The 26,670-nt window shown below is 66.9% G+C and carries 24 protein-coding genes and 4 pseudogenes; 12 read left to right on the plus strand and 16 right to left on the minus strand.

Annotated elements, in window-relative coordinates:
• Positions 1–38 precede the first annotated feature (38 nt).
• Positions 39–233 (minus strand): annotated as a pseudogene (locus A5787_RS26740) (acyl-CoA dehydrogenase family protein); the annotation flags it as partial.
• 518 nt (positions 234–751) lie between these two features.
• On the opposite strand from A5787_RS26740, the gene A5787_RS27750 reads away from it, so the two are divergent.
• Positions 752–1,126, plus strand: a complete 375-nt coding sequence (locus A5787_RS27750) for a hypothetical protein (protein ID WP_197507139.1) — start codon at positions 752–754, stop codon at positions 1,124–1,126.
• Positions 1,127–1,586: 460 nt separating this feature from the next.
• Here the strand turns inward: A5787_RS27750 and A5787_RS28185 are convergent.
• The 3 genes and pseudogenes from A5787_RS28185 to A5787_RS14595 form a co-directional block, all read right to left on the minus strand.
• Positions 1,587–1,874: pseudogene (locus A5787_RS28185) on the minus strand (transposase); the annotation flags it as partial.
• Between the two features lie 98 nt (positions 1,875–1,972).
• Positions 1,973–2,692 (minus strand): class I SAM-dependent methyltransferase, encoded by a 720-nt coding sequence (locus A5787_RS14590; RefSeq protein WP_197507141.1) that lies wholly within the window; start codon positions 2,690–2,692, stop codon positions 1,973–1,975.
• 316 nt (positions 2,693–3,008) lie between these two features.
• Entirely contained in the window at positions 3,009–3,842 is an 834-nt protein-coding gene (locus A5787_RS14595; protein WP_066967963.1) for a ribonuclease Z, read from the minus strand.
• Between the two features lie 528 nt (positions 3,843–4,370).
• On the opposite strand from A5787_RS14595, the pseudogene A5787_RS28190 reads away from it, so the two are divergent.
• Positions 4,371–4,565 (plus strand): annotated as a pseudogene (locus A5787_RS28190) (acyl-CoA desaturase); the annotation flags it as partial.
• Positions 4,566–4,733: 168 nt separating this feature from the next.
• Here A5787_RS28190 and A5787_RS14600 read toward each other — a convergent pair.
• Positions 4,734–6,113: a cytochrome P450 gene (locus A5787_RS14600; RefSeq protein WP_066967965.1), complete on the minus strand. Its 1,380-nt coding sequence runs from the start codon at positions 6,111–6,113 to the stop codon at positions 4,734–4,736.
• Positions 6,114–6,873: 760 nt separating this feature from the next.
• Positions 6,874–7,791 (minus strand): haloalkane dehalogenase, encoded by a 918-nt coding sequence (locus tag A5787_RS14605; protein ID WP_231993987.1) that lies wholly within the window; start codon positions 7,789–7,791, stop codon positions 6,874–6,876.
• Between the two features lie 104 nt (positions 7,792–7,895).
• Between A5787_RS14605 and A5787_RS14610 the strand changes: the two genes are divergently transcribed.
• Both A5787_RS14610 and A5787_RS27375 read left to right on the plus strand, forming a co-directional pair.
• A complete protein-coding gene (locus A5787_RS14610) occupies positions 7,896–8,519 on the plus strand; it encodes a TetR/AcrR family transcriptional regulator (protein ID WP_066967971.1) in 624 nt (207 codons plus the stop codon).
• A 17-nt stretch (positions 8,520–8,536) separates the two neighbouring features.
• Positions 8,537–8,629: pseudogene (locus A5787_RS27375) on the plus strand (ABC transporter permease); the annotation flags it as partial.
• A gap of 165 nt (positions 8,630–8,794) precedes the next feature.
• On the opposite strand, the gene A5787_RS14615 reads toward A5787_RS27375, so the two are convergent.
• From A5787_RS14615 to A5787_RS14625, 3 genes are read right to left on the minus strand one after another with little or no spacing between them, the layout of a single operon-like run.
• Positions 8,795–10,012 carry a GNAT family N-acetyltransferase gene (locus tag A5787_RS14615; protein ID WP_066967974.1) on the minus strand — a complete coding sequence of 406 codons (1,218 nt, stop codon included), beginning with the start codon at positions 10,010–10,012 and terminating at the stop codon, positions 8,795–8,797.
• Between the two features lie 46 nt (positions 10,013–10,058).
• Positions 10,059–11,270: an acyl-CoA dehydrogenase family protein gene (locus tag A5787_RS14620; protein WP_066967977.1), complete on the minus strand. Its 1,212-nt coding sequence runs from the start codon at positions 11,268–11,270 to the stop codon at positions 10,059–10,061.
• 27 nt (positions 11,271–11,297) lie between these two features.
• The gene (locus A5787_RS14625; protein ID WP_066967980.1) at positions 11,298–11,900 is read right to left on the minus strand and encodes a TetR/AcrR family transcriptional regulator; all 603 of its coding nucleotides are present in this window, start codon (positions 11,898–11,900) and stop codon (positions 11,298–11,300) included.
• A 274-nt stretch (positions 11,901–12,174) separates the two neighbouring features.
• On the opposite strand from A5787_RS14625, the gene A5787_RS14630 reads away from it, so the two are divergent.
• On the plus strand, positions 12,175–13,503 hold the full coding sequence (locus tag A5787_RS14630; RefSeq protein WP_066967983.1) for a sensor histidine kinase KdpD: 1,329 nt from the start codon (positions 12,175–12,177) through the stop codon (positions 13,501–13,503).
• A 62-nt stretch (positions 13,504–13,565) separates the two neighbouring features.
• Entirely contained in the window at positions 13,566–14,021 is a 456-nt protein-coding gene (locus A5787_RS14635) for a nitroreductase family deazaflavin-dependent oxidoreductase (protein WP_066967985.1), read from the plus strand.
• 82 nt (positions 14,022–14,103) lie between these two features.
• Here the strand turns inward: A5787_RS14635 and A5787_RS14640 are convergent, their stop codons facing one another.
• From A5787_RS14640 to A5787_RS14660, 5 genes are all read right to left on the minus strand, one after another.
• A complete protein-coding gene (locus tag A5787_RS14640; RefSeq protein WP_231993988.1) occupies positions 14,104–14,484 on the minus strand; it encodes a hypothetical protein in 381 nt (126 codons plus the stop codon).
• Between the two features lie 50 nt (positions 14,485–14,534).
• Complete coding sequence (locus tag A5787_RS14645) at positions 14,535–15,887, minus strand: SRPBCC family protein (protein WP_066967988.1); 1,353 nt, start codon at positions 15,885–15,887, stop codon at positions 14,535–14,537.
• A gap of 10 nt (positions 15,888–15,897) precedes the next feature.
• Positions 15,898–17,658, minus strand: a complete 1,761-nt coding sequence (locus A5787_RS14650) for an amidohydrolase family protein (protein WP_066967991.1) — start codon at positions 17,656–17,658, stop codon at positions 15,898–15,900.
• A 140-nt stretch (positions 17,659–17,798) separates the two neighbouring features.
• Positions 17,799–18,935, minus strand: a complete 1,137-nt coding sequence (locus A5787_RS14655) for a phosphotransferase (RefSeq protein WP_066967995.1) — start codon at positions 18,933–18,935, stop codon at positions 17,799–17,801.
• 108 nt (positions 18,936–19,043) lie between these two features.
• On the minus strand, positions 19,044–19,664 hold the full coding sequence (locus A5787_RS14660; RefSeq protein ID WP_066967998.1) for a TetR/AcrR family transcriptional regulator: 621 nt from the start codon (positions 19,662–19,664) through the stop codon (positions 19,044–19,046).
• Positions 19,665–19,788: 124 nt separating this feature from the next.
• Here A5787_RS14660 and A5787_RS14665 point away from each other — a divergent pair, with 124 nt between their 5' ends.
• Together A5787_RS14665 and A5787_RS14670 are read left to right on the plus strand one after the other, a co-directional pair.
• Entirely contained in the window at positions 19,789–20,925 is a 1,137-nt protein-coding gene (locus tag A5787_RS14665) for a hypothetical protein (RefSeq protein ID WP_197507143.1), read from the plus strand.
• Complete coding sequence (locus tag A5787_RS14670; RefSeq protein WP_066968008.1) at positions 20,922–22,007, plus strand: phosphotransferase family protein; 1,086 nt, start codon at positions 20,922–20,924, stop codon at positions 22,005–22,007. The genes A5787_RS14665 and A5787_RS14670 overlap by 4 nt, the downstream gene beginning before the upstream one ends.
• A gap of 9 nt (positions 22,008–22,016) precedes the next feature.
• On the opposite strand, the gene A5787_RS14675 is transcribed toward A5787_RS14670, so the two are convergent.
• Both A5787_RS14675 and A5787_RS14680 read right to left on the minus strand, forming a co-directional pair.
• A complete protein-coding gene (locus A5787_RS14675) occupies positions 22,017–22,508 on the minus strand; it encodes an ATP-binding protein (RefSeq protein ID WP_066968015.1) in 492 nt (163 codons plus the stop codon).
• 30 nt (positions 22,509–22,538) lie between these two features.
• Positions 22,539–22,916: an STAS domain-containing protein gene (locus A5787_RS14680; protein ID WP_066968017.1), complete on the minus strand. Its 378-nt coding sequence runs from the start codon at positions 22,914–22,916 to the stop codon at positions 22,539–22,541.
• 368 nt (positions 22,917–23,284) lie between these two features.
• On the opposite strand from A5787_RS14680, the gene A5787_RS14685 reads away from it, so the two are divergent.
• The 4 genes from A5787_RS14685 to A5787_RS14700 all read left to right on the plus strand — a co-directional run bounded on the left by A5787_RS14685 (position 23,285) and on the right by A5787_RS14700 (position 26,668).
• Positions 23,285–24,418, plus strand: coding sequence for a catalase family peroxidase (locus A5787_RS14685; RefSeq protein ID WP_304441156.1), 1,134 nt, complete (start codon positions 23,285–23,287; stop codon positions 24,416–24,418).
• Positions 24,415–25,008: a cytochrome b gene (locus tag A5787_RS14690; protein ID WP_066968019.1), complete on the plus strand. Its 594-nt coding sequence runs from the start codon at positions 24,415–24,417 to the stop codon at positions 25,006–25,008. The genes A5787_RS14685 and A5787_RS14690 overlap by 4 nt, the downstream gene beginning before the upstream one ends.
• Before the next feature lie 29 nt (positions 25,009–25,037).
• Positions 25,038–25,655, plus strand: a complete 618-nt coding sequence (locus A5787_RS14695) for an isochorismatase family cysteine hydrolase (protein WP_231993990.1) — start codon at positions 25,038–25,040, stop codon at positions 25,653–25,655.
• A gap of 119 nt (positions 25,656–25,774) precedes the next feature.
• On the plus strand, positions 25,775–26,668 hold the full coding sequence (locus A5787_RS14700; RefSeq protein WP_066968031.1) for a fructose bisphosphate aldolase: 894 nt from the start codon (positions 25,775–25,777) through the stop codon (positions 26,666–26,668).
• Positions 26,669–26,670 lie beyond the last annotated feature (2 nt).

Here is a 26,670-nt window from a genome sequence, read left to right on the forward strand (position 1 = left end):
CCCGGCGGGGCCAGGAGCTACGCGCCGGCGAGGCAGGGCTACAGCGCGCGCCCGATGATGTCCTTCATGATTTCGGTAGTGCCGCCGTAGATGGTCTGAACACGAGAGTCCATGAAGGCCCGCGAAATCGAGTACTCCCGCATGTAGCCATATCCGCCGTGCAGCTGCAGGCAACGTCGGTCGACCAGATGCACCCGCTTTTCAGCGCTGTACCACTTGGCCAGGGCGCAGCGACGTCGTTGTGCAGGCCGAACCCGAGCCCACTGTGCTGGCCGCCGCTATTTCTTCGGCGATGACGGCGTTGTAACGGACGTCTGAATTGCGCGACCGCCCCCTATTCGCTGGGCATGGCCATGCCCAGGAATCCCTGTTTGCCTGCCTCCAATCACACCGTTCGGTCGACGATATTGTTCTGCTCCTATTGCGGCTTGAACGGCTCGGCGTGGCGCTTCAGGAAGGCATGAAGTGCGGTCCCCGGTTGGGGACGGCGCCTGTAACAATGATCAGAAGGTCTGGCTATCGCCTTGTTCCGTCTTATTGAAGCGGTGACGAAAGTTGATGAGCCCGGCGACATCCTGGTTCGGGTGACTGACCTTGGCTCTGCACGATCGGTGGAGTGGTTTTCGTCCGCGGCATCCGGCATTTGCCCGAGAGACGCGAAGCCATGGAGGCGGAATCCTAGTCAGTACCGGATAAAACGCCGGATCGCAATGAAAAACCTACCAACAACACCACCTACAGGAGTAAATAGATGACCAACACCATTGTTCGCCGGATGACCCGGAGCGGACTGCTTGTGCTTGCGGCGGGCGGCATTGCCGGCGCCGCCGCGATAGGGATGAGCACGATCGCGGCGGCGCAGCACCAACACCACGGTGTCACAGCGCCGGCCGCCCCCGCGGGGCCTGCCACCCCGGCGCCTATGCCCGCACCGGCCGCCAAGCCTGCGCCGGCCACGCCCGCGCCGGCCGCTAAGCCTGCGCCGGCCACGCCCGCGCCGGCCGCTAAGCCTGCGCCGGCCACGCCCGCGCCGGCCGAGAAGCCGGCGCCGGCCACGCCTGCGCCGGCCGAAAAGCCCGCACCCACCGCGACCGCGACGGACGCCGAGCCGGCGCCCACCGAGTAGGCTGCCGATGCGCTGTCAGACCACAGATCTCAAAGAAATTTGCGATCTGTGTTCTGACGCGCCGACGGTCTCGCCTCCGTAGTGACGCCGTCAGATCCAAGGGCCCCATCGAGCGGCGCCCACCGCAGAGATCGGCAGCCACAATGCAAGCCAGGCAGGCGAACTCGTCACGATTGCTCGAAAGCCTCCATCACTGCTGCTGGCGCGCCGCGCCCGGCGTGATGGTATCGGCCGGCCTGCGCGTCGAAGCGTCGAGGCGCCGGCAGTCCAGTTCTGCGGCAATCGACCGCTACTGCCGCCGATTACACATCAGAACAGCTGGCGACCACCTTCCCTGGCACCGGGATCCGGCCGCTTCCAGCGCCGCGGCGATGAGGCCCGGCCGTATTGCTCAACAAGCCGATGCTCAGTAGACCCTGGCCGATGGGATCGGCCGGACCATAGGTCCACTTGATAGCAGCTTCCTCATCTCTTCAGCCCTGCAGACCTTCCGCGTCGCCGTGACGGCGCTCGGGTGGGCCCATTTCGGCGGCGCAGCAAGCATATTGGCCTGATCGCGAAACCGGCAGCGTTCGTCGCGGGTGCGTGGGAACACCTCACGCATCGCCTTCCAAAATCCAGCGCGCCATCGCGGACGGCCAGCACCGGTGCGCTCATGGTCCGACGTTTGCGGTCCCGCAGCGGATCAGCCCACGACTCGGTCGATTCCCGGTACACGTCAAGTCGGCGCGAGGAGCTCTTTGCGGCCAGCACGTTCCCGCCGGCGTTGGCGCCGCTGGACCGGCCAGAAAGCTGTGTATCAGCGAGACTGGTCGACTCGCGCAGATACGGGGCGACCGGGACCGGTCATTGCACCGGCACACCCACCCGCGCCCGGCGGGCGGTGTACACCCGCGCAGGTAGCACGTTGGGCCAGACAGTGCGGCCGACGATGACCTCCTCGAAGGTCTCCGTGAGCAGGCCATGGAAGCGGCGGGCGCGGGGCATGCCGCACAACGCCGTGTACGCGACCGCGGTGAACGCGCCGTCCGCGGCGAGGCAGCGCCCGATCACGTCGACCAGGTCACGCTGCAGCTGCGGCGCAAACGACGCCCACGGCAGACCACTGACGATCACGTCGGCAGTAGCCAGGCCGCGGCTGGCGAGCAGTTCCGGCAGCTGGGCGGCGTCGCCGACGGCGACGTCCAGGGTGGGGAAGCGGCGGGTGAGCTGCCCGGCGAACTCGCTGTTCAACTCGACCGCCAGATGGTGGCCGCGGCCCGCCAGGCGGCGGTCAATCGCGGCGGAAAACGCTCCGGTACCCGGGCCGAGCTCGACGACGACGGGGTCACCCCGCTCGGGCACTGGTGCCGCCATGCGGTCGGCGACCCAGCGCGAACTCGGCAGCATCGAGCCCGTACGGGCGGGGCTTTTGGCAAATTCCCAGGCAAAGGTCCGAAACTCCCCGTGCTTGATCGGAGTTTCCGGATGTAGCTGTGCCAGCGCCGTATTCGTTCTGGCGATCGCAGCGGCCTCGCCAAGGATCACCGGGGTAGTGGTGACGGCGCCGTTGGTGCTGACCCTCACGGGCGTACTCCTTCTAACGTGGGTGTGTCTGTTGCAGTGCCGGGGATTTCGGCGTTACCGCAACTATGTCGCGAACAATCCGGTCGTGTCTTTCCTCTAAACAGTGCATGCAGGGGATGAACTGGGCTCAGCCGATTTGCGGATTGCTGGACATCGGCGTTCTCCGCAGACAGCGGATGGTGGCTGCTCGCGAGACCTACAAAATCCACCGGTCGGGAGTCGGACAAACCGGATGGATGGCCGCGCGGCAGCAGCACGATCGCGCTCTAGGAGGCGACCACCGGGCCGCCGTCACACACTCGAGCGCTCGCGGGAATCAACCGACCTCAACTCGGTGCAGATCCTGGCCCAGCTCGATGCGGCCTTCGAACGCCGATGCGGCGCGTTCGCGCCACTGCCCTTCCTGCTCCGGGACCAGCCCGGGCACATAGTGGGTAAGAATCAAAGTACCGACGCCCGCCCGGGCCGCCGTCGCCGCGGCTTCCTCGACCGACGAGTGGTAGTCGCAGATGTCTTTGATGCGCTGCAGCGGGGCCAGCTGAAGGAGATCCTTGCGGATCGCGGTGTGCACGAGCGCATCCGCGCCACGTGCCAGCGCGTCCAGGCTTGCACACGGCACCGTGTCACCGGCCAGCACGACGGACACGTCGTCGTGTTCGACGCGAAATCCGATGGTGGGCTCAACGGGCCGATGGTCCGTGGGTGCCACCACGATACGCACGCCGTCGCGATCCCAAACCACGCCCGTGATGTGCTCATGTACCTCAATGGCTGGTGGTTCCGCGAGGTCGCCGTGATGGGCAATCCGGTAGTCGATGTCGCTGCCGAACGCTTTCAAAGTAGCCTCGACCACGGCCGCGGTGCCCGGCGGCCCGATGACCGTCAGCGGGTTGGGCTCGGGCCCGAAAGTAGTGATCCATCGGGTGATGAGCAGGTCGCCGAGGTCGGCGATATGGTCGCTGTGTAAGTGCGTGAGCAGCAGTGCGGTCACTGCGTTGGCGCCGATGCCGATGGCAGCGGTGCGCTGCAGCACGCCCCGCCCGCAGTCCACGAGCAGCAGCTGACTGCCGGCGCGTACCAGCGTCGAGGGCCCCGCCCGCAGCGGATCGGGGACGGGGCTTCCCGTGCCGAGCAGCGTGATCTCGATCATGACTGGAGCGCCGCTGGTGCGGACCGTGGGCCCGCGCTGAAACCGACCGAAAGTGCTAGAGACATGCCGGAAGTGTAGGAGCGCGTACCGGCGCTCCGCACCCGCCGATTAGGTGCCTGCGCGGTGGAATTGTGGTCCTACGACTGGGGGATTCACGTTTCTAGGTCGGCGTGATCGTAGGAGCCCTCGTCGGCCAATCGACGGAGTAGCACATCAACGAGCGAATCATCTCAACGGTGGATGTAAACCGCGACGTGGTCTTATAACTTCGCCTCATCGACGGCTTTCTCCCGCAGTACCGAAGCAGGTTTGGGCCCGCCGCGATCAACCCGTCCACGGAGCAGCACGGAGCATCATGTGACCGACCCGACCACGCGCGCGACGTTGCAGCGGCCCGATACCGTTGGCGGTTCACGCGATCATGCTGCGGCGGGCAGGCTCGACACGACTTTGAGTGACCAGCGCCCTGACAACCTCGCCGGCGACAAGAGCGCACAATGCCTAGTCTGAATGTGAATCGCCCAGGGCCTTCCGAGTAATCGCTACGCGCAGATCGCCCAACAGGTTCAGGCGGTGTGCGCCACCTATGACCTGCCCTATACGACCGGGCCGCTGGCTCGCCAGTACCTGCTCACCCTGCGCACCGTTTTCGCGCTGGCGCTTCCAGATTGGCTCCATTGCATGCCGTCGCCGAAGCCTTCGTATCGGAGGGCATCGCGCTGATCGGAGGTGCCGCCGGACCGGCGCTATGCAAGACCACACGGCCGGCGCCGAATCGACCCCCGATCCCGCGATCTCGCAGCAAGATTCATCCGTCCCTGACCATGAGGCCACTGCCGTAACGAAGGCACGTTCGAGGGCCCTCGTCAACGCTCGCGCAACGTACGCCGCTCAGACCGATGCCGCAACCCATTCCGGCTCTCGCTGAGCCTGCGCTGTGAAAGGTTCGTTGCGCCGCCGGGCTCGGCGCGCGTGGACCACGGCTTGTGCACCCAGCGCGGGCGCGCCCGAAACCCCGCGCGTGTCATGCGGCTCGTCCGTGGCGGATGTTGTGTCGAACTCGAATTCGCGCAGCAGGGTTCGCAACACCACGGTCATCTGCATATTGGCGAACGCTGCGCCGATGCAGCGGCGCACGCCACCACCAAACGGAATCCACATGTAGTTCTGCGGCGCGTTGCCGATGAACCGGTCAGGGTTGAAGGTGTTGGCGTCCGGAAAGTTCTCCTCACAGGAGTGCGCCAGGCCGATACTGGCGATCACCGTGTGTTGCTCGGGGATAACCCATTCCCCCAGCCTGATCCGCTGTTTTGTCACGCGGAAAACCCCGTCGATGACCGACCGCGTTCGCTGGACCTCCCAGATCGTCGCTTGCCGCAGCTCCGACCCGCCTGCGTCCACCTCTTCGGCCAACCTGGCAAGGAGTCGCGGGTGCCGGCGCAGCCGCTCAACTGCCCATGCGAGAGTCGTCGCGGTGGTCTCATAGCCGGCGGCCAGCAAGGTAAGAAGCTCGTCGGCGATGTGCTGCTTGGGTATCGGCGAGCCGTCCTCATAGCGAGCCCGCAGCATTAGCGAGAGCACGTCGTTGCGCTGCTCGAAGGCCGAATCGGTAAGCGCGTCGCGGATCAGACTATCGATGATCGCGTCATAGCGCTTGCGGTAGGCCCGGTGGCATCCCCCCGGGCTCCATGGGCCGAAATCCCGTCGCGCGATGGACGGCAGCACCGCGATCCGGGAGCCGAGTGCCACCCAGGGTGGGAGCAGCCCACGCAGTTCGTCAAGCGCGGCGCCCTCGGCGCCAAACACTGCCCGCAGGAGCGCGTTGAGGGTGATGCGCATCATCGACGGCAGCGTCTCGAACTCAGTGCCCTCGGGCCAGGTCGCGGTCTCGCGCATCACCTCGTGTTCGATGAGGGATTCGTAGCACTGCATCCGCTTGCCGTGAAATGCCGGCACAACTAGCTTGCGGCGCTTGCGATGTTCGTCGCCGTCGAGGCTGAACGTCGACCCTGGACCGAACACTGCGCCGAGGAGTGTCGCCCCTCCGACGAGGTCGGCGCTCATCGTAAAGAGGTCCTTGATCTGGGCCGGGTCGCTGATGACGACGGTTTTGCCGAAGATCGGCATGTTGAGGGTAAAGGCCCTGCCGTAGCGCCTGGCCAGAGTCCTCTCCGTCCTTTCCCGCGCCGTAGCAAAGACGACGCCTTGAACGACCTTCGGTATCCGCGGCCCACGCGGAAGCCGCACGGGGTCGGTCGTTGCTGCGCCCATGTTCTGACGCCTCCTGACGTGGCCGACGGTTATTGAGAAGTCGCAGACGGGCACTGTGACGTCCCCGCCTGAAGGCTAGGGGGTCCGCGACAGTCGCCGACGAATCTCCTTGTGCCGGTGGGTGTACAGCGATGCGGATACTTGCGGCACTCGCACCACAGTCTGCAGCGATCGCGGGGAAAGGCCCATCCGGTAAAGGGTTGATTAAGCAGACGAGTCGCTGTCCCCCGATTGGGGACTGCTGGCTGTCCCGACCGCCGCGCGCCGGCGCATGTCGCCGGGCCGGCGCAGCTGTGGGTTCTGCACCGGCTGCTGTCAGCCTGGTAAGCGGGGTTGCTAGTGCCCTCAGGACCCCGGCGGTCGGTGCCGTCTAACGGCCGCGCAAAGTCAGACCACGCTGGCGCGCGCCAAGCAGGACATGGTCGGATGGCGCAAATCGCGACCCCACCCGATTGTCGGAACACCCAGCCCCGGGCGCGACTTACCCACGCGCGTGCACGTTCCCGCCGGTTTTGATATCGATTACGACGATGTATTCCGAGCGGCCTCGTTTGATCCATCACCTGAATTGCACACTGTTTGCGCCGGGCTCATCTCAGGAAAGGGGAGGTCACGTGGTTCCCAGAAGCCTCATCGTTGGCCAGGTAGGCGAGGTCAACAAGCAGGCAGCGGCGTTTCCGGTGCACCCGAAGCTGGTTGCACACAATGATTCTCGACTCTTCGTGCGTGCCCGGACCACCCTCAACTCGAACACCGATTGTTATGGACGGCCCGCAATTTCCAACCCGGTGAGCAGGGTGAGCAGTTCCTCGGCCAGCCGCTCGCCGCGATCTTCCTGAAGGAAGTGCGCGGCGCCCTCGATCCTCACCTGGTCGCTCGCGGTCGGGATCAAGTCGCAAAAGAGTTGTCCGGCCTGAGGGTAGGGAAAGACGGGGTCGGTGTCGGAGAACGCAACGAGCGCGGGCTTATGCCACCGTGACAGCTCATCGGAGATCGCTAGCATCTCCTTGGCACCCACGGCGTCGTCGCCGGTGGGCACCAGCAGCGGGAATTGGGCTGCGCCGGCTTTTGACTCAACGGTAGGAAACGGAGCGTCGTAGGCGGCGACGACGTCATCGGAAAGCTCACTCGTGGTGCCGCCTTGGACAACAAAGCCAACGGGTAGGTCAGGGTTCTTTTCAGCGAATGCGCGCCAGGCCAAAAAACCTTTGGACACCCGCCCGCTAAACAGACCGGTATTGAGGATCATCAGCGCACCAACCCTGCTGGTGTTCTCCACCGCCCATCGCAGCCCGATCGGGCCGCCCCAGTCCTGCACGACAACAGTCGCGTCGTGCAGGTCAAGAGCACCAAGCACTTTGGCGATCAATTCACTGTGGCGATCGAACGTGTACCAGCGGCGGTCAGTGGGCTTGTCGGAGCGGCCGAAGCCGGCGTAATCGGGAACTATGACCCGGTGCCCGGCCGCGACGAGCGGTGGCAGCATCTTGCGGTAGAGGTAAGCCCAGGTTGGCTCGCCGTGAAAACACACCACCGGCGATCCCTCGCGCGGGCCCTCATCCAGGTAATGCATCCGCAGCCCATCCAGTTCCAGGTAGTGCGGTGCGAAGTCGTACCCCGGCAGATGCTCGAAACGCGAATCTGGCGTGCGGAATACCTCCGCGGGATTGAGGCTCAACGTCGTCTCCGTTCGGTGCGGGGGCCGCGCCATTGACGCGTGTGGACACTGCACAACATAACTGGGTTTTGACCGACCGGTCAACTATCCGATACGATTCCTGGATGCCGCGGACCTCCGACGCTCGTGACCGCATCGTGTCAACGGCGGCGCGATTGTTCCTCGAGCGCAGCTACCACGATGTGGGCGTGGAGGAACTTTGTGCGGTGGCTGATGTTCGCAAGGGCAGTTTCTACCACTACTTCTCCTCGAAAGCCGAACTGGCGAACGCGGTTATCGATCTGCACATGCAGGTATTCCAAGCGCGTCTGGAAATCGCGCCGGGCGCTACATCCGCCGAGAAGTTGCGCGCGATTCCCGAAGCAATCGGCGCCATCCAGGCAGCTCTCCATGCGCAGTTCGGGCGGTTCGTCGGCTGTCCATTCGGCAACATTGCCGCCGAACTGTCGACCACCGACGAAGTGGTACGCGTCCATCTGGCTGCACGGTTGGCCACGCTGGAAGATCAACTCGCGAAAGTTTGCCGAGAAGCCGCCGCTCACAACATGTTGCGAAAAGGTGTCGACCCGGACCGACTCGCACATGCCTTGTTCGCCCACTACCAGGGACATATCTTGCTCGCCAAGTTGCATGGTTCGAGTGTCTCTGCCCTGGCGCCCGCGCTGCACGAGTTCATCGACGGCTACCTAAGTGACCCGGCCGGGAAGAGGTCGCGCAAGCCTGTGTGACGCTGCTCGGTGATGCGGTCGCGGCGGAGCTGATCGCCTCCTCGAAGGGTTTCGGTTTCCTCATAGACAGCCAGAAAACCGGCCGCACCGATGTGATGCTGCCGGCGATCTCCTGCGCGCCGGTTTAGGCATTCTTTGGACCCCGGGCCCGACGCTAGAGCGCAGCGCACTCGCACTTTTCCACGCTGCCGTCGATTTCGACGAAGAGTTGCCGCAGTGCGAGTGCGCGGCAACAAAACCGGCTTTCCAGCGCTCCGCCCCGATCATCACGATCATCAGAAGAAGAACCCGGCGTGCGGCGCGTCGGGCACCGCGAACATGCGATCGGCGAGGGCAAGCGTCGCCGGGTTGTCGGCTCGGGCCAGCCTGGCGACGGCCAGGTCGCGCCAGGTGGCGCCGCCGAGCAGCGCGGCACCCAGCGCCTCAACGCCGGTGCGCAGCTGGGCGGGTCGGTCCGTCAGTTCCGCGCCGTCGACGGTGATGGTGAAGCTGGCCGAATTGTGCGGCAGCAGAGGGTCATCGACCGCGATCGTGACCGACTCATCGCCGGCGTATCGACGCGCAGCCAGTGCGGCTTGCGCGTCGACGACGCGCAGCCACGTCTCGTCCCGCACCGCGGTTACCCGCACGGCTCGCCGATCCATCAGCAACCAGGGCAGCGGATCGTCGACGGGCAGCATCCAGAACACCACGCGGTCAATGAGATCGAGCCCGAGCAAAAAGCGCAACAGGCCGACGTAGGCGTCGGGAGTGGGCGCGAAGAAGTCCTCGACGGCGATGGTGCGCTGGTCGCTGACGAACCACGCCCCGGTGTCGACGGGACGGTAGCGGGCGAAACCGGTCTCGGACCCTGGGTCGCCATGCACCGCGACATACGAAGGGCCCGGCGAGGATTCGGTGCGCAGTCGCACGCTGTGCCACCACACCTCGGGTCGGTCGATGGTACCCGGGCGCGCCGGTCGATGCGCGGTGTAGATCCCGGGCAGGACATCCCACGCCTGACCCGGGTCCAGCAGTCGCACCGGACCCCCCGGCGCCGCCTCGGGACGCAACGCCGCCCGTGCCGTCTGGACCTCCACCGTCTGCGACGAACTCGCCACACCGTAGCCGAACCGCTCATAGATCGTCGCCTCCGAGGCGCGCAGCGTCGCGACCACCTCGCCCCGTGCGGCGAAGTCGTCCAGCTGATGGCGGATCAGCTCGGTGGCGATCCCTTTGCGGGTGAACGACGGCAGCACCCCGATGTGCGTCACGGCGGCATGACCGACGATCGCTCCGCCGGGGAGGGTGAGTCCGCTTGTCACCGCATCGGCGGTGCCCACGAGTTGCCCTCCGATGAAAGCTCCGATCGTGCGGCCGGGCTCGAGCAGCTCGGTGATCTGACCGGGCGCCAGGTTCGACAGCGGGGGAAACCCGACCATCGCGGCGCGAAACACATTCGCCGCGGCGATCAGGTCGTCCTCGCTGTCGAGGACGCGGATGTCGGAGGTCATGCCGCCATCATGGCGCGTGGCCTTGGCGACGGTTCCGGCGCGGTGCCTAACGGATCTGCAGGCCGGTCAGCGCGCGCGAAATGACCAGGCGCTGAATCTCGCTGGTGCCCTCGAAGATGGTGAAGATCTTCGCATCGCGGTGCATCCGCTCCACGGGGTAGTCGCGGGTGTACCCGTTGCCGCCCAGGATCTGGATGGCCTCGTCGGTGACGTAGACCGCGGTCTCGCTGGCCACCAGCTTGGCCATCGACCCCTCCGCCGAGTCAAAGCTCTGGTTGTTGCGCGCCATCCATCCGGCGCGCCACACCAGCATGCGCGCCGCGTCGATGCGGCTCTTCATGTCGGCGAGCTTGAACGCGATGGCCTGGAACTCGCCGATCTTATGGCCGAATTGCTCGCGCTGGCAGGCATAGTCGAGCGCGTATTCATAGGCCGCCCGTGCCACCCCGACGGCCATCGCGCCGACCGTGGGCCGGGTGCGCTCGAAGGTCTTCATCGCGGCCTGTCCGCGCGACGAGGCGCCGGACTTGACCCGGGCGATGCGCTCCTCGAACTTCTCCCGGCCGCCCAGGATGGTGTCCTCGGGGAGCCGGACGTTGTCCAGCACCACCTCGGCGGTGTGCGACGCGCGGATGCCGTGCTTCTTGAACTTCTGGCCCTGCGACAGCCCGTGGGCGCCCGGCGGGATGACGAATGTGGCCTGGCCGCGGGTGCCGAGTTCGGGATACACCGACGCCACCACGATGTGCACGTTGGCGATGCCGCCGTTGGTCGCCCACGTCTTGGTGCCGTTGAGGACCCATTCGCCGGTCGCCTCGTCGAACCGCGCGCGGGTGCGGATGGCGCCGACGTCGGAACCCGCGTCGGGCTCCGATGAACAGAACGCCCCGAGTTTGGGTTCGTCGGGCGTGCCGAACATCTCGGGCAGCCAGCGGCCCAGCTGTTCGGGAGTTCCGTTGCCCGCCAATGCCGCTGCCGCCAGCCCGGTGCCCAGGATGGACAGCGCGATGCCGGCGTCACCCCAGAACATCTCCTCGAACGTCGTGAGAAAGCCCAGGCCCGTCGGCTCGGCGGCCTGCTGCGCAAAGAAATCGGGGGAGTACAGGCCCACCTTCGCGGCCTCCTGGATCACGGGCCACGGGGTTTCCTCCCGCTCATCCCATTCCGACGCGGCGGGACGTATCACGTCGGCTGCAAACTTGTGCACCCAGTCGCGCACCTCGATCACGTCGTCGCTCAGTTGCAGTGAGAATGTCACAGCTTCACTCCTGAAATGTATTGATAGTTAACGGTTCCGGTATTGGGCGAGGACGCTCACGGTCTGGTTGACCCATGCCTCGAAGTAACGGTCCTCGTCGATGTTGCCGGGCAACCGCCCGGTCAGGGCTTGCAGCGTCGCGGCATAGGACAACGACCCGATCGCCGCCGCCGCGGTGGCCTCGGGATCGGGTATGCGCGTGCGGCCGGAGTTGTTGGTCGCGACCAGCTCGTCGGCGAAGCGCTGATACGCGTTGTCCGTGATGACCTGCCACGTCTTCTCGTCGAGATCGCCCAGCTCGTCGGGCTCGCGCAGCATGACCTTGAGCAGTTCCTCACTCTGTTTCAGGTTGTCCCAGATCAGCCGGCCGGCGGTGCGCACCGCCTGCTCGACGCTGCCCGGCGCCCCGGCGTCGTACTGCTCCCGCGCCGCCACGATGCCGTCGATCCGGTGCGCCACCGCGGCCTCCAACAGCTCGCGCTTGGAGCCGAAGTGCTTGTACAGCGCGCCGGAACCGGGCGCCAGGCCGGACGCCCGCTGGATGTCGGCCACCGAAGTCGCCGCGTAGCCCTTGGCGGCGAACAGGCTCATCGCCGCGGCCAGCAGCCGATCACGACCCGACGTCTGCATAGGTGAGAGAGTACTCACTCACCCCGGCAACGGGAAAGGCCGTGTAGCGCAACTCACAGCGCGGGGTTTCGCTGCTCGGCCAACGACGCCGGAGCCGGTGTGTGACCTGGGCCGGCACACGCCACGCCTATATTCTGAGTTCGATGTCCAACCCCGGGGCGAACACGGAATGCCGGCTGAGCGACGGCGCCGCGGCCGAATGTTTCGGCGGCCGCCACGGGTGGGCTGAGCGATGACCCCCGACGCTCCTCTGTTCGGCCAAGTTCGCCTCCCGATGCGCGTGCTGTCGCTGCGCACCATCGTCATAGTCGCCGCGCTGTCGGTGATCACTCTGGTCGTCCTGTTGGGCGCATGGGTGTGGATCGGCGTCACCAACGATCAGTACAGCCAGCTCGATCGCCGGCTGGATTCCGTGAGCAGTTTGGGTGACATCAATACGTTGATCAACAGTGGGCGGCTCACCAGCCCCGACCACACCCTTCCGGACGGCAACTTGGTGCGCACCGCCCGCATCGGCGACATGACAGTGTCCGTTCCCGGCAACATAGTGCTGCCCCGACTGCCCAACGGGTACGCCAACACCACCATCAACGGGGTGCAGTACCGGGTGCGCACCTTCACCGCCGGGCCCGCCTCGATCGCGCTCGCCGCGCCGCTGGCCGAGGCCCAGCATCGAATCAACGAACTGCACCTGCGGGTGCTGTTGATCTGCGGCAGCGTCATCGGCGGCACCGTGCTGGTCGGCTGGGTGATCTCCTTGATCATGGTCAATCCGTTCCTGCTGCTGGCGCAGCAAGCCCGTGCGATCAGCGCTCAGTCCAGTCCGGACGAGGTACAGGTCCGTGGCGTCCGCGAGGCCGTGGAGATCGCCGAAGCGGTCGAGGGCATGCTGGCCCGCATCGGCGACGAGCAAGGGCGCACCAAGGCCGCGCTCGAGTCGGCCCGCGACTTCGCCGCCGTCGCCTCACACGAGCTGCGCACACCGCTGACCGCCATGCGCACCAACCTAGAAGTGTTGTCCACCTTGGAGTTACCCGCCGAGCAGCGCCACGAGGTGCTCGGCGATGTCATACGCACCCAGAGCCGGATCGAAGCGACGTTGACGGCGCTCGAACGGCTGGCGCAGGGGGAGCTGACCACCGTCGATGATTTTGTCCCCTTCGACATCACCGAGCTACTGGATCGCGCCGCGCACGACGCGTTTCGCATCTACCCCGGTGTGGACGTGTCGCTGGTGCCGTCGCCCACGGTGCTGATGGTGGGGCTGCCCACCGGGCTGCGGCTGGTCATCGACAACGCCATCGCGAATGCCGTCAAGCACGGCGGGGCCACCGAAATTCAACTCAACGTCAGCAGTTCCGGTGAGGGCGTGGAGATTGCGGTCGACGACAACGGCACCGGTGTCCCCGAAGACGAACGCACCGCGGTCTTCGCGCGCTTCTCCCGCGGTTCCACCGCATCGCGCGCGGGTTCGGGGTTGGGGTTGGCGCTCGTCGCCCAGCAGGCCGAGTTGCACGGCGGCTCGGCCGCCCTGCACGCCAGTCCGCTGGGCGGCACGCGTCTGCTGCTCAAGCTGGCCGGCGACGGGCGCGGCCCGGCATAACGCGTGGCCTGATATCAGGCATCTTGACATGTATCAGCCAGATTGATATCAATTGAGGCGAAATGTCTGATTCCAAACCACCGGCCTGGCTCAAACCGATGAACAAGGCCGTCATGGCCGTGCAGAAGCTGGGCATCGCCACCGGGCCGGTGCGGGTGCTGACGGTGCCGGGCCGCAAGTCCGGCGCGCAGCGCAGCACACCGGCGACCCCCTTCGCGCTGGGCGAAGGCCTGTACGTCGTGGGTGGATATTCCCGCGCGGACTGGGTGCTGAACGCGCGCGCGGCCGGCGCGGGCACCGTCACGCGGGGTCGCCGGTCGAAGCGTGTCGCCTTCGTCGAGCTCACGGCGGAGGAAGCGCGCCCGGTGCTGCGCGCGTTTCCCGCCAAGGTGCCCCGGGGCGTCGGCTTCTTCAAACGCTCGGGGCTGGTACAGCGGGGAACCGCGGATGAGTTCGAGGCCCTCGCGGGTCGGTGCGCGGTGTTCAGGCTCGATGCCGTCCCTCCGCCGAGCGGGTGATCGTCCCGCCGCGATCGGCTACGCCGGTGACACCAAAATCGTCGCGCCCCTGCTGGGCGACGAACCGATCGAGTAGAAGCTCTTACATCGGGGTGGCCTGCTGGGCCAGGTTCAGCAGGACGTAGGCGATGCAGAAGAGGAAGTTCAGGACCACCAGGACCAGGCCGGCGAACATCAGCGACCGGGTGCCTTGGCGCTTCAAACGCTTGACCCGCGCGCCCCGCGCCTCCCGGTTCAGCTGCATCGCGATCAACGCGAAATTGACATCCGTCACTTCGTCTTCCCCGACGGGGGCGCCGGCCACCATCTGCCGCAGCCGATCGGGAGCGGTGTGCACGCCGACGCGCTCGAAGCGGTGACACAGCCGTCGCGCACGCCTTCGGCCGAGAGCCTGACATCGCATCTGTACCTGATGCATGACCTGCCGCCGTTCGTAGCCCCAAGCGTCGGACGCACTCGTCACAAGCCGGGATTCTAATTCGCTTATACCCGTTTTCGGGAGGTCTACAGCGATTACGTCGGTGCCTTTTCATCGCGGCTCAGCCGCTCGGCCTCCGGCAGTTCCCCGGATAGATTCAAGTAACGCTCGAGGTTTCGATGCATGTTGATCACGCGCCGTTCCTCGCTGGAGAGCACCAGGTGGGTGAAGCCCGGCTGGTGCAGACCGCGCTGCAGGCCCGCGAGCAGGCGGATGTCCTGGGTGAGCACCAGGCCCGGTTCGGCTTCGCCGGCGGTCGAGCGCATGTCGGCGGGTTTGCTGCGCGGGGCGCCCGGGGCCATCCGGGTCATCAGGAACATGACCAGCTCGCCGTGATCAGGGTCCGGGCCGGGGCGCGAGCACATGACGGTCAGGTGGTCGGCGTTGGCCAGCAACGTCATGTTGGGGAACACGTTGTACTGGTGCAGCCGGGTGATCCGGTCGGTGTCGGCCCAGTCCAGGTCCACCCCGCGGCTGGCCGCGAAGGCTCGCGTGCGCGCCGCGATCAGGTCGGCAACCGTGTCTGTAGTCCGGCGCTCGTCGGCGGGGAAGGGCGTGCCCTCGGCGGCGCCCATCAGCGCGCCCTGGGTGTAGACGTACGCGTCCCAGACCTCCTCGTCGCTCAGCGCGCCGTCGAAGCGCGGGCTCTGCACGCCGTAGGGCTGGTCGGACTTGCCGGTGTGACCCCAGATCTGTTGTGGCGCATGGATGTCGTCGACGCAGCGCAGCAGCTCGGGATGCAGCGTCTGAATGTGGTAGGTCTCGCTGTAGCCATCGGCGATCGTCTTCCAGTTGGCCTCGACGTCGATGGTGAGCGTCGCGTAGCAGCGGAAGTCGCTCAGGTGACACCAGGCGATGTCGTCGGGCACCGCCTCCAGGTACTCGGCCAACGGCATCGCGTCGATGTCGAGGTTGACGAAGACGAGCCCCTCCCAGGTGTCGACCCGGGCCGCAACCAGCGGAAAGTCGGACATCCGCAGCGAGCCGAAGCCCTTGCGGTTGGGCACCCGCTTGAGCGTGCCCGCCAGGTCCCAGGTCCAGCCGTGATAGCCGCACTTGAGTTCGCGCAGTCCCGAGCCCGAGCCCGCGCACAGGGTGTTGCCGCGGTGGCGACAGGCGTTCTGGAACGCCCGGAGCTTCCCGTCGTCGCCCCGGACGATCAGCACCCCGTACGGGCCGCAGCGGTACTCGAAATAGTCCCCCGGCTCGGCGACGTGATCGACCATGCAGGCGAGCTGCCACACCTTCGGCCACATTCGCTCGATCTCGAGTGCGGCGAATTCCGGAGAGTAGTAGCGCTGCGCCGGCACCAGGGTCGGGCACTCGGGCGGGGCGCCAATCGCGTCCTCGTCCCGGGTGCGGGCCGGATTGCCGGTGGGCGCGTTCATGGGTGGAGCCCTATCGCGCTCCGCGCACCAACCGGCCCGGGCGCGCCCCGGTGTCGACGTCGTTGCGCCGGGTCACGGTCCCGCTGACGATGGTGGCCGCGTAGCCGCTGGCTCCCTGCAGGATCCGTTTCCCGCCCGCGGGCAGGTCGAAGGCCATCGCCGCGGGATGCAGCGTCAGCGCGTCCATGTCGATGACGTTGATGTCGGCCTTCTTGCCCGGCTCGATGGTGCCGCGGTCGGTCAGACCGAATAGGTGAGCCGTGTCGCGGGCTTGCTTGCGGATCACGTACTCGAGCGCGAGCTTGTCGCCCCGGTGCCGGTCGCGCGCCCAGTGCGTCAGCAGGAAGGTGGGATAGGAAGCGTCGCAGATCATCCCGCAGTGGGCGCCGCCATCGGAAAGCCCGAGCACGCCGGCCGGGTGCAGCAGCATCTCGCGGATCGCGTCGTGGTTGCCCTCGGCGTAGTTGAACAGCGGCAGCATCAGCATCGCCGTCGCGTCCCGCTCGAGCATCAGGTCGTACAGCGTGGACAGCGGGTCGTCGCCGCGGGCCTTGGCGATGGCCGCGACGGTGCGGTCGGCGGTGGGCTCGTAGTCCGGCGGATCGCCGAGCGCGAAGAGCCGTCCCAACGAGTGCTGCACCAGGGCGAACATGCCGTCGAACAGCAGGGTCGGGTCGGCGGGCAGGTCGTCCTCGGAAAGGATGGCGGCCTTCACCGCAGGGTCGGCCAAGCGCTGGGTGAGCTCGGCGCGGCCGCACTCGGCCTTCAGCCGGCGGTAGGTGGGCCGGTGGCTGAACCCGTGATGGCCCTGGAATCCGATCATCATGCCGAACGGACGCGCGGCGACCTGCGGGTACAACCGGGCGCCCTCGGCGTGCGCGTCCGCGGACAGGTCCAGCATCTCGCGCCACAGGTTCGGGTCGGCATCCACCTGGATGAGGGCGAACGACACCGGCCGGTCGATCTCACCGCTCAACCGGCGCATCCAGTCCAGTTCCTTTTTGGGCGCGACGATGTCCTCGCCGGCGGATCCCTGCGGGGCGAGCTCGAACACCGCCTGGCCGCCGGCGGCCATGGCCCGCCCTAGGCCGAACAGCTCGTCCTCGGCCGCGTAGGTGCCGGGAACCGGCTCGCCGTCCATCGCGCGGTGGCCCATCGTGCGCGACGTCGAGAAGCCGAGCGCGCCGGCTTCGATCGCCTCCCGAACCAGCCGGCCCATCGCCTCGATGTCATCAGGTGTCGCCGGCTCGTTGCGCGCACCCCGCTCGCCCATTGCGTAGGCGCGGATGGCGCCGTGGGCGACCTGGCTGCCCACGTCGATCGCGAACTTGTGCTTGCCGATCGCGTCGAGGTACTCGGGATAGGTCTCCCAGCCCCATTCGATGCCCTCGGTCAGGGCGGTGCCGGGGATGTCTTCCACACCCTCCATCAACTCGATCAGCCACTGCTCGGTGCCCGGCCGCACCGGCGCAAAACCGACGCCGCAGTTGCCGGTCACGATCGTCGTGACGCCGTGGCCGCTGGACGGCTCGAGCAGCTCGTCCCAGCTCACCTGCCCGTCGTAGTGGGTGTGGATGTCGACGAAGCCGGGGGCCACCACATGCCCTGTCGCATCGATGGTTTCGGCCGCTTCGCCCGTCATCGCGGGGTCATCGGCGCCGCGCCGGACGACGTCGACGATCACGCCGTCCTTGATGCCGATGTCGGCCCGGTAGCGCTCCGCGCCGGTGCCGTCGACGACGGTGCCGCCGGTGATCTTCAGATCGAACATGAGGGCCTCTCCTTGTCGCCATGCGTTGTCGACGTCGGACACGCGGCATTACGCTACTCGGCGTAGCGTAACTACTGACGATATTCCTCCGGACAGGTCGAGTCAATGAATCGCCGGAACTTCGCGGCCGCACCGCCGCGCTAGAGAGAACCCTTCAGTGCCGCAACGGTTTCCAGGTCGTCGAGGGCCGCGACGCCGCGCCGCAGACCCTCCATGGCGATGCCTTCGACCTGCATTCCGCCCATCCCCGCGGTGATGAGCGGAGCGACATATCCGTACAGCGCGCTCTGGCGGTACCGCAGCCACAGGTCTTCGCGGTCCAGGTCGGGGCCTCCGGCAGCCGCGAGGGCGCGCCGGTAGTCGTCGAGGAGGTCGCGTTGCGTTGCCCGCCGGTCTTCCGGCGTCAGGCTGGTGATCAGCGTGTACGCCAGTTCGCGGGAGGGGTGTCCTCGCCGCACCGCCTGCCAGTCCAACAGGCCCGCCTTGCCGCCGTGGAAGTACATGTTGCCGGGGTGGGCGTCGCCGTGCATGACGGTGTGCGGGGGAGTGTCGATCAGCGCGGCGACGGCGCGATAGTTGTCGGCAATGAACCGCCCGTTGTCGACGGGGAACGGGCTGCGCTCGGCGAGGCGCTTCATCGATGCGTGCATCAGTGACCCGGTCAGCAGGGACGTGACGTCTCCGGACGGGGTGTAGAGCCAACCCAGGGGGCCGCGACCGTCGCGCGGCAGCCGGTCCCAAAAGACGGCGTGCAGATCGGCCAGCAATTCGATGACGAGGCTGGCCTGGTCCGGGGAGATCGGGTGCAGGGTGTCGGGAAACTCGCACGACTCGGCGGGCAGGTCTTCCAGCACCAGCAGGTACCGGCCCGTCCAGGTGTCGAAAGCGGCGCCGTAGGCGTACGGGAGGCCGTTGAGCTGCGGCGCGAGTTGGTTGTAGAAGCGCACCTCGGTCTGCCCCAGCCGCCCGAGTTCGCCCATCAACCGGGTGGCGGCCGTTTTGGCGGCGACCTTGACGAACACCGACTCGGGCACCTCTTTTCCGGTCAGCACCAGCCGGGCCCGCGACGACGTCCCCGCGTCGCGGTCCAGGACACGGACCGACCTGACGGTGGTCCCCAGGACCTTGGACAGGACCCCGGCGTCGATGTCTTCGACGGTGCGGGGCAACCCCAAGCGCCCGCCCACCACAGCGTCGGTGGTCACTCGGCGGACCCCGTGGCCCAGGTGGGCGGCCAAGCCGGCGACGGACAGAGCTTGTCCCGCAAGGTTTTTCATATGTGTCCGTCCTGCGTATGCCCGTCACCTGCAGGGAGCGGGCCGCAATCGGCTCAGCGCCCCGTCAGACAAAACTAGCCGAATGTCTGGACTTCAGACAATACCCGATTATTGTCTGATTTGTGGCACCAGGGCCCGCACCACGAATTGCTCGACGAATTGGCGCTTGTCGGCTGTCGGGCGGCGCCGCCAGGAGGGCGCCAGCAAAAACAACGTCGTGGTGTGCAGCCACTGGACGATCGACCGGGGGTCGAGGTCGTCGTGGAGACGCCCCGCCGCCTTCCACCGATTCAGCAACGGCTCGTAGTGCCGCAGCAGCAGCCTCACGATGGGTTCCGAGCCCTTCTCGAGGGCGGTGGCCACCGCGGTGCTCTCCGCGGCGAACAGCGCTTCGTTCAGCGGGTTGCCGTCCACCGACTCGACCCGCGCCAGGACCATCTCGGGAACCGAGCGGACGGGGTCGTCGGGCGCGGGCAGCGATCCCACCAGGTCGCCGAGCGCCTCGTCCACCCGCATCAGCATCAGGCCCAGCAGCACGTCGTCGCGCGCGGGGAAGTAGCGGTACACCGTGGATCGCGACACCCCGGCCTCGTCGGCCACCTCGCCCATCCGGAACTGGGTGTTGCCGCGGCGGACGATGCAGCGGCCCGCGGCGTCGAGGATCAGTCTGCGCGCCTCCTCGTCGTCGTGGATCGCGCGGTCATCACCCCACCACCGGCTCGGTTCCATGGCGCCGATGCTACGGGATGCGTTGTGCTACTTCAGTATCTGATGCGACGAGTGACCGCGGCCCCACCGGGCGCCCTCGAATCATGATGTGGCACAAGCGCTCAGCACGACAGAGAGGGCAATGATGGGGTACTCCGCCGCCGACGAGTCGTTCACCCACCAGCTCCCGACGACCTTCGACCAGGTGCACGATCCCGATCCGACGTGGTCGGATCGGTGCTACTTCTTCGCCGCGTCGCCGGACGGCACGATGCTGCTGGCCAGCGGCTACGGCAACAACCCGAACACCGCCGGCGGGCTGGGTTACGTCAAGGTCAGTCTGGCCGACGGCCGGCACTGGGATCTGTTGGCCGGCCGGCCGGTGACCGGCGACGACCGCGCGGACCTGCGTGCCGGACCGATGCGCTGGACCTGCGTGGAGCCGATGAAGAAGTGGCGGCTCGACGTCGAACCGAACAACTCGGGAATCGAGTGGGAGCTGTACTACCAGCCCACCGCCCCGATGTGGGAGCTGTTGCCCATGAAGGTGCGCGGGGAGGACGGCCAGACGCTGGCCGACATGTATCACATGAAGGAGCCCGGGCGATGGAGCGGCTGGGTGCAGATCGACGGCGAACGGATCAGCGTCGACGGGTTTCACGGCGGCCGCGACCGCACGTTCGGGGTGCGCGTCTCGGACAAGATCGACTTCTGGCTGTGGCTCGACGCCGGGTTCGATGACTACGCCATCGAGGCCTGGGTCATCGAATCGGCCGACGGCACAGTCAAATACGTCGACGGCGGCGTCACGCGCACCGACGGCACGCTGTCGAAGCGATTCGTCAAGATCGAACACGACGTGGAATTCGACGGCGACCGCAAGCGCCCGGCCCGCGCGGTGCTGCTGTTCACCGACGAGGACGGCAAGGCCTACCGCGTCTTCGCCGACGCTGCACACCAGCACGTCAACGCCTACTACGGGCTGCCGATGGCGCACTGCGAGTACGAGGATCTGGGCGGCGGTGGCTATTTCATCCATTTCCACTGGGACAGCGCCGATTCCGGGGAGCTGGGCGAGACCGAGGGCAAGTCGATGGCGCTCGATCAGCTGATGCGCTTCGAGCAGGACGGCGATACCGGTTGGGGCATCTTCGAATTGCTGGTCGGGGGGCACGGCTACCGTCGCTACCCCAACTGGTCCGCGATGGACATGTCCGCGTTCACCCAGGACAAGACCCCGGTGGAGCGCCTGCCGGCAGACGGGAAACGAGTCAGTCAATGATGCTGGACGCCCACGTGAGTCAGCGCCTGGCGGCGTGGCTGGCCGCGCAGCTGCCCGACGCCGACGACGTTCGCGTCGAAGGCCTTGACCGGGTGAACTTCGGGCATTCCGCCGAAATGATGATGCTGAGCATCGTCACCCGGCGCGGCGACCGGGACCACCGCCAGGACGCGGTGCTGCGCCTGCGACCCAAACCACCGGCGCTGCTCGAGCCCTACGACCTGGTGCGCCAGTTCACCATCCTGCGAGCGCTGGCGAACACCGAGGTGCGGGTTCCGCGGGCGCTCTGGCTCGAGGAAACCGGCGAGGTGCTCGGGAGGCCCTTCTTCGTGATGGAGCGGGCCGCCGGCCAGGTCTACGAGATGGAGCCGCCCACCGACGTCGCCGACTCGGTGGTGGTGCGGATGTGTCAGAGCCTGGTCGAGCAACTCGCGGCCATCCACACCGTCGACCTCGCACGCACCGGGCTCGACGCCTTCGACAGCGGTGCCGACCATTTAGACCGCGAACTCGACCACTGGGGGGCGGAGCTGGACCGGGTCAAGCGCGGTCGCCTGCCCGCCCTCGAACGGCTGCAGCAGACGCTGCGGGCAGGCAAGCCCGAGCCGTGCCCGAACGTCACCCTGGTGCACGGCGACGCCAAACCGGGCAACTTCGCGTTCGTCGGCGGCGAGGTCAGCGCGGTCTTCGACTGGGAGATGACCACGGTCGGCGATCCGCTGACCGACATCGGCTGGTTCGAGATGCTGTGGATGCAGCCCGTCGGCATCAACACCCACCCCGCGGCCCCCGGCGTCGATGCCCTGCTCGCGCACTACGAGTCTTCCGGCGGGGTCGCGATCCAAAATCGCCCGTGGTACCGGGCGTTCAACGCCTACAAGATGGCCGTCATCTGTCTCATCGGCGCGATGCTGATCGACGATGGCCACAGCGACGACCAAAAGCTCGTGCTCGCCGCCTACGGCACCTCGCTCATGACGAAAGCGGGTCTCACCGAGCTGGGTGTCGAGGAACTCCTCGACGACGGTCCCGTCCTGCCCCGCGACGAACGCATCCAGCAGGTCCTCGCGCCCGCCACCTGAGGCGTTGTTTCAGGCGTCGGACCGCTGGACCTGTCGTGACAAGCCGGTCCACACCAAGGTGACATGCGTCCCCTGGGGGCTGCGGTCGATGGTCACCCGATCGGCGAGCGCCCGCATCAGCGGAATGCCGCGCCCCCGGACCTGTGGTCGGGGCGGCATGGTGGCAGGTTCGGGCGCCTGCTGGCGCCACCGGCCGCGGTCATTGACGGTCACGGCGAGGGTGTCGGCCGCGTCGTCGTAGGTTGCGCTGAGGTCCACGGTCCCGCGCCGCGCCGCGTCGACATAGGCGAATTCGGCCGCGTTGGCCAGCGCTTCGTCCACCGCGAGGAGCAGGTCGTTGCCGCGCTCGGCACCCAGCCTGAAGTGCCTACCGAGCCACATCCCGAACTCGGCTCGGGTCCGAGCGGCGCTTCGCGCGTCGGCGGCCACCCGCCTGCGCACGAAGCGGGATCGATCATCGATGTCGGACACCTCATCGGGCCCACGTTCAGAGCGTCCCATCGCCCAGCTGCATCCTCACTCTGTCAGGGTTCACCCATCGGCGATACGGCTCAGCGCGCTGTCGAGCGTGCTGTAGAGCGCCAAGACGTTGTCCAGGCCCATGAGCTTGATCGGCCGGCTGGTGGCCGGCCCGTTCGCGACCACCGCGAATCGCGTGGGCGGCGCGACCTCGGCCTGGGCCGTGACCAGGACGGTCATCCCGGCCGAGGCCAGAAAATCCACCTTGGTCAGGTCAATGACCAGAGCCGGCGGTTCCGCGGCCAGTGCGGTGCGTACCGCCTCAGCGAGCCGCGGCGCGCTGAGCATGTCCACTTCACCCGAGACGGTCAGCACGACCGCGTCGTCCACCTGGTGTTTTCCGACGTCGAAGGTCGTCGGATCGACTGAATTGCCCGATTGTTCGATCATGCTTCGTCACTCACATTCGCCCCGTGCGGGACACCAAGGATCACACAGCCTTCGCCAAGCCGGGGCTGTCGACTCAACCCGCGCAACACGCCTTACTGGGGAGAAACATTCCATCTCTTCTGCACCGCTAGGCGGAGGCGCAGCCGCACGTGTTCAAACAATTTTAGGCCATGGCGAAAACGACGGTTGCAGCCCTCGCTTTGTGACCAATCCAACTGAACGAATGCCGGGGCATTGCCGTAGTCCGGATGTGCGCGATCCTCGCCGCAGATGTTGCGCACGGCAGCCTCTCGTGGGTGAATGCGTCCACCGAGTTCGTGCCCAGGGCTGCGCGGTTTGGCCCGGAAAGTGGGAGAAGGACGGTGGGCATGGAGCCCGGTGATCACGATGGCAAGCCGGACGACGAGACCGGTGCGACCGAGCCCGCGCGCCGCCTCGCGCTGACCCGACGAAGCGCCCTGCTCGGCATGGGTGCGGTCGCGGGATTCGCGGCGGTGGATGTCGGCGGGTTCGCCTACGCCGGCGGCTGGCTGCGGCCGGGCACACCGCCACCGCTGACCCCCGCGCGGTTCGCCGATCGCTTCGAACAGGTCGCCGGCCGCCATGACGGTTTTCGGCGAAACCACGCCAAAGGGCTGGCGGCCACCGGGTTTTTTGCGAGCAACGGGGCGGGCGCGGCCATCTGCCGGGCGGCGGTCTTCCGGGCGGGCACCGTTCCGCTCGTCGGCCGGTTCTCGCTGGGTGGGGGCCTGCCGGATCAGGCCGACAAGTCCGACACGGTGCGCGGTCTCGGGCTGCTGTTCCAGGCGGGCGGTCAGCAGTGGCGCACCGCGATGATCAACCTGCCCGTCTTCACCGACAGCACCCCCGAGGGCTTCTACGAGCGCTTGCTCGCGTTCAAACCCCTGCCCGGGACCGGCAAGCCCGACCCGCAGAAGATGGCCGCGTTCCTCGATCGCCATCCCGAGACCGTCGCGGCAATGAAGATCATCAAGCAGTCGCCGCCCAGTGCGGGATTCGCGGACAGCACGTTCTACGGTCTGAACGCTTTCTGGTTCACCAACCGCGCCGGCGCGACCGTTCCGGTGCGGTGGTCGGTCGTTCCGCAGAGTGCCGTCGGGGACGGCGGCCCGCCGCCACCGCGCGGCAAGGACTACCTTTTCGATGACCTCATCCGCGCGCTGGCGCAGGGGCCACTGAAGTGGCGGCTGGTGCTCACCATCGGTGAGCCGGGCGATCCGACCAGTGACGCCACCAAGCCGTGGCCGCAATCGCGGCGGTCGATCGACGCCGGCACCATCACCATCGCCGCGGTGCAGACCGAGCAGGCCGGCAACGCGCGCGATATCAATTTCGACCCGTTGGTGCTGCCGGACGGCATCGCCGCATCCGACGATCCGCTGCCCCCGGCGAGATCGGCCGTGTACGCGCGCTCCTTCACGCGCCGCGCCGAGGAGCCCAAGTCGCCCAGCGAGGTCAATGTGGGCAAGGTGCTCGCGTGACCGCCCAGGCGAAGGAAACCACTACCGCGCCAAGTCGTTTCGCCCTACCTTCCCGGATCCTGCACTGGCTGATGGCGCCGATGGTGATCGCGCAGCTGCTCATCGGCGTGATCATGATCGCTTCGTTGAGCTACTACCCGCTGCTGCTGGCCATCCATCGGCCGTTGGGGGTGTTGATCCTCGCGTTCGCCGTCGTGCGGCTGGTGAATCGGCTCACCCACCGGCTGCCGCCCTTCCTCGCCACCATGAGCCGCGCCGAACGCCGCATCGCGTCCTGGTCGGAATACCTGCTGTACGCGCTGTTGCTGCTGCAGCCCCTGATCGGGTGGGCCATGCTCTCGGCGGCGCGATTCCCGATCACCCTGGCGGGGCCGGTTCAGCTGCCGGGCATCGCGCCGCACAACCTCGACGTGTACGCGGCGCTCCGCCAGGCCCACAACGCGGGGGCCTTCCTGCTGTTCCTGACGTTCACCGCCCACGTCTGCGCGGTGCTGTTTCACACGCTTGTGCTGCGCGACGGGCTCTTGGACCGCATGGCGGTCTGGCCGACGAAGCGGGCCGCACGGCAGGAGGACGAGACCGCGGTGTGACGCGGCCGCGTCGTGCGAATATGACCGGCGTGACGTACGAGAAGGACCTCACCGGCCTCGTGGTGATCGATCCGTACAACGACTTCATCTCCGAGGGCGGAAAAGTGTGGGATCGCCTCAAGGGCGTTGCCGAAGCCACCGGGTGCGTTCCGCACATGCGCCAAGTCCTCGACGCCGCGCGGGCCGCGGGCATCCGCGTTTTCTACGCGCTGCACCACCGGTATCGGCCCGGCGACTACGAGACCTGGAAGTACATCGCGCCGATCCAGAAAGCCGCGTGGTCGCGCAGGACGTTCGAATATGGAACCTGGGGCGGTGAGCTGCACCCCGGGTTCGAACCCCAGCCGGGTGACCTCGTCGCCCAAGAGCACTGGTGTTCCAGCGGTTTCGCCAACACCGACTTGGACCTGCTACTCAAGAAACACGGCATCCATCGCCTGATCATGATGGGGCTCATCGCGCACACCTGCCTCGAGGCGACCGTTCGGTACGGCGCCGAACTCGGCTACGACGTCACGGTGGTCAAGGACGCGACCGCAAGCTATTCGGACAGGGAGATGCACGCCGCGCTCGAGGTCAATATCCCGAACTACGCCGGCGCCATCCTCACTGCGGACGAGGTCGTGGAAGCGCTGAAGCCGCGCTGAAGCGGGGCACGGCGCGAACACCCGCGCGTACGGGACCGAGTGACGACCTGGCTGCCCGCGCCCTGATGGGACGAATATGATCGGCACCCGACAGTGCCACGAGGGAGTGGGGAAGTTCCATGCCGAACCAGCAGCAAGCCGACCGGATGACATCGGGCAAAGGGTTCATTGCAGCGCTCGACCAGAGCGGGGGCTCGACGCCCAAGGCGCTGCGCCTATACGGCATCGAGGAGGACGCGTACTCCGGCGAGAAGGAGATGTTCGACCTCATCCACGAGATGCGCTCGCGGATCATCACCTCCCCGGCGTTCACCGGCGACAGGGTGCTGGCGGCGATCCTGTTCGAGCAGACCATGGACCGCGACATCGAGGGCAAGCCGTCGACCACCTACCTCTGGGAGACCAAGGGCGTGGTGCCCATCCTCAAGATCGACAAGGGCCTGGCGGAGGCGTCCGACGACGTGCAGCTGATGAAGCCGATGCCCGGTCTGGACGATCTGCTGGAGCGGGCGGTGGGCAAGGGCGTGTTCGGCACCAAGGAACGGTCGGTGATCGGCGGCGCCAACCAAAAGGGCATCGCCGCGGTGGTCGCCCAGCAGTTCGAGGTCGCCCTGCAGGTGTTGTCGCACGGGCTGGTGCCCATCATCGAACCCGAGGTCACCATCTCGATCTCCGACAAGGCCGAGGCCGAGGGCATCCTGCGCGACGAGATCGCCAAGCAGCTCGAAACGGTGCCCGACGGTCAGCGGGTGATGCTCAAGCTGAGCCTGCCGACCGAGGTCAACTTCTACCGTCCCCTCCTCGAACACCCGAAGGTGATGCGGGTGGTCGCCCTGTCCGGCGGCTACTCCCGCGAGGAGGCCAACGAGCTGCTGGCGAAGAACTCGGGGTTGATCGCCAGCTTCAGCCGCGCACTCACCGAGGGCCTTTCGGTCGACCAGTCCGACGAGCAGTTCAACGCGACGCTGGACAAGTCGATCCAGTCGATCTACGACGCTTCCGTCGCCGGCTGACC

Source organism: Mycobacterium sp. 852002-50816_SCH5313054-b, assembly GCF_001667185.1.
Lineage (GTDB): Bacteria > Actinomycetota > Actinomycetes > Mycobacteriales > Mycobacteriaceae > Mycobacterium.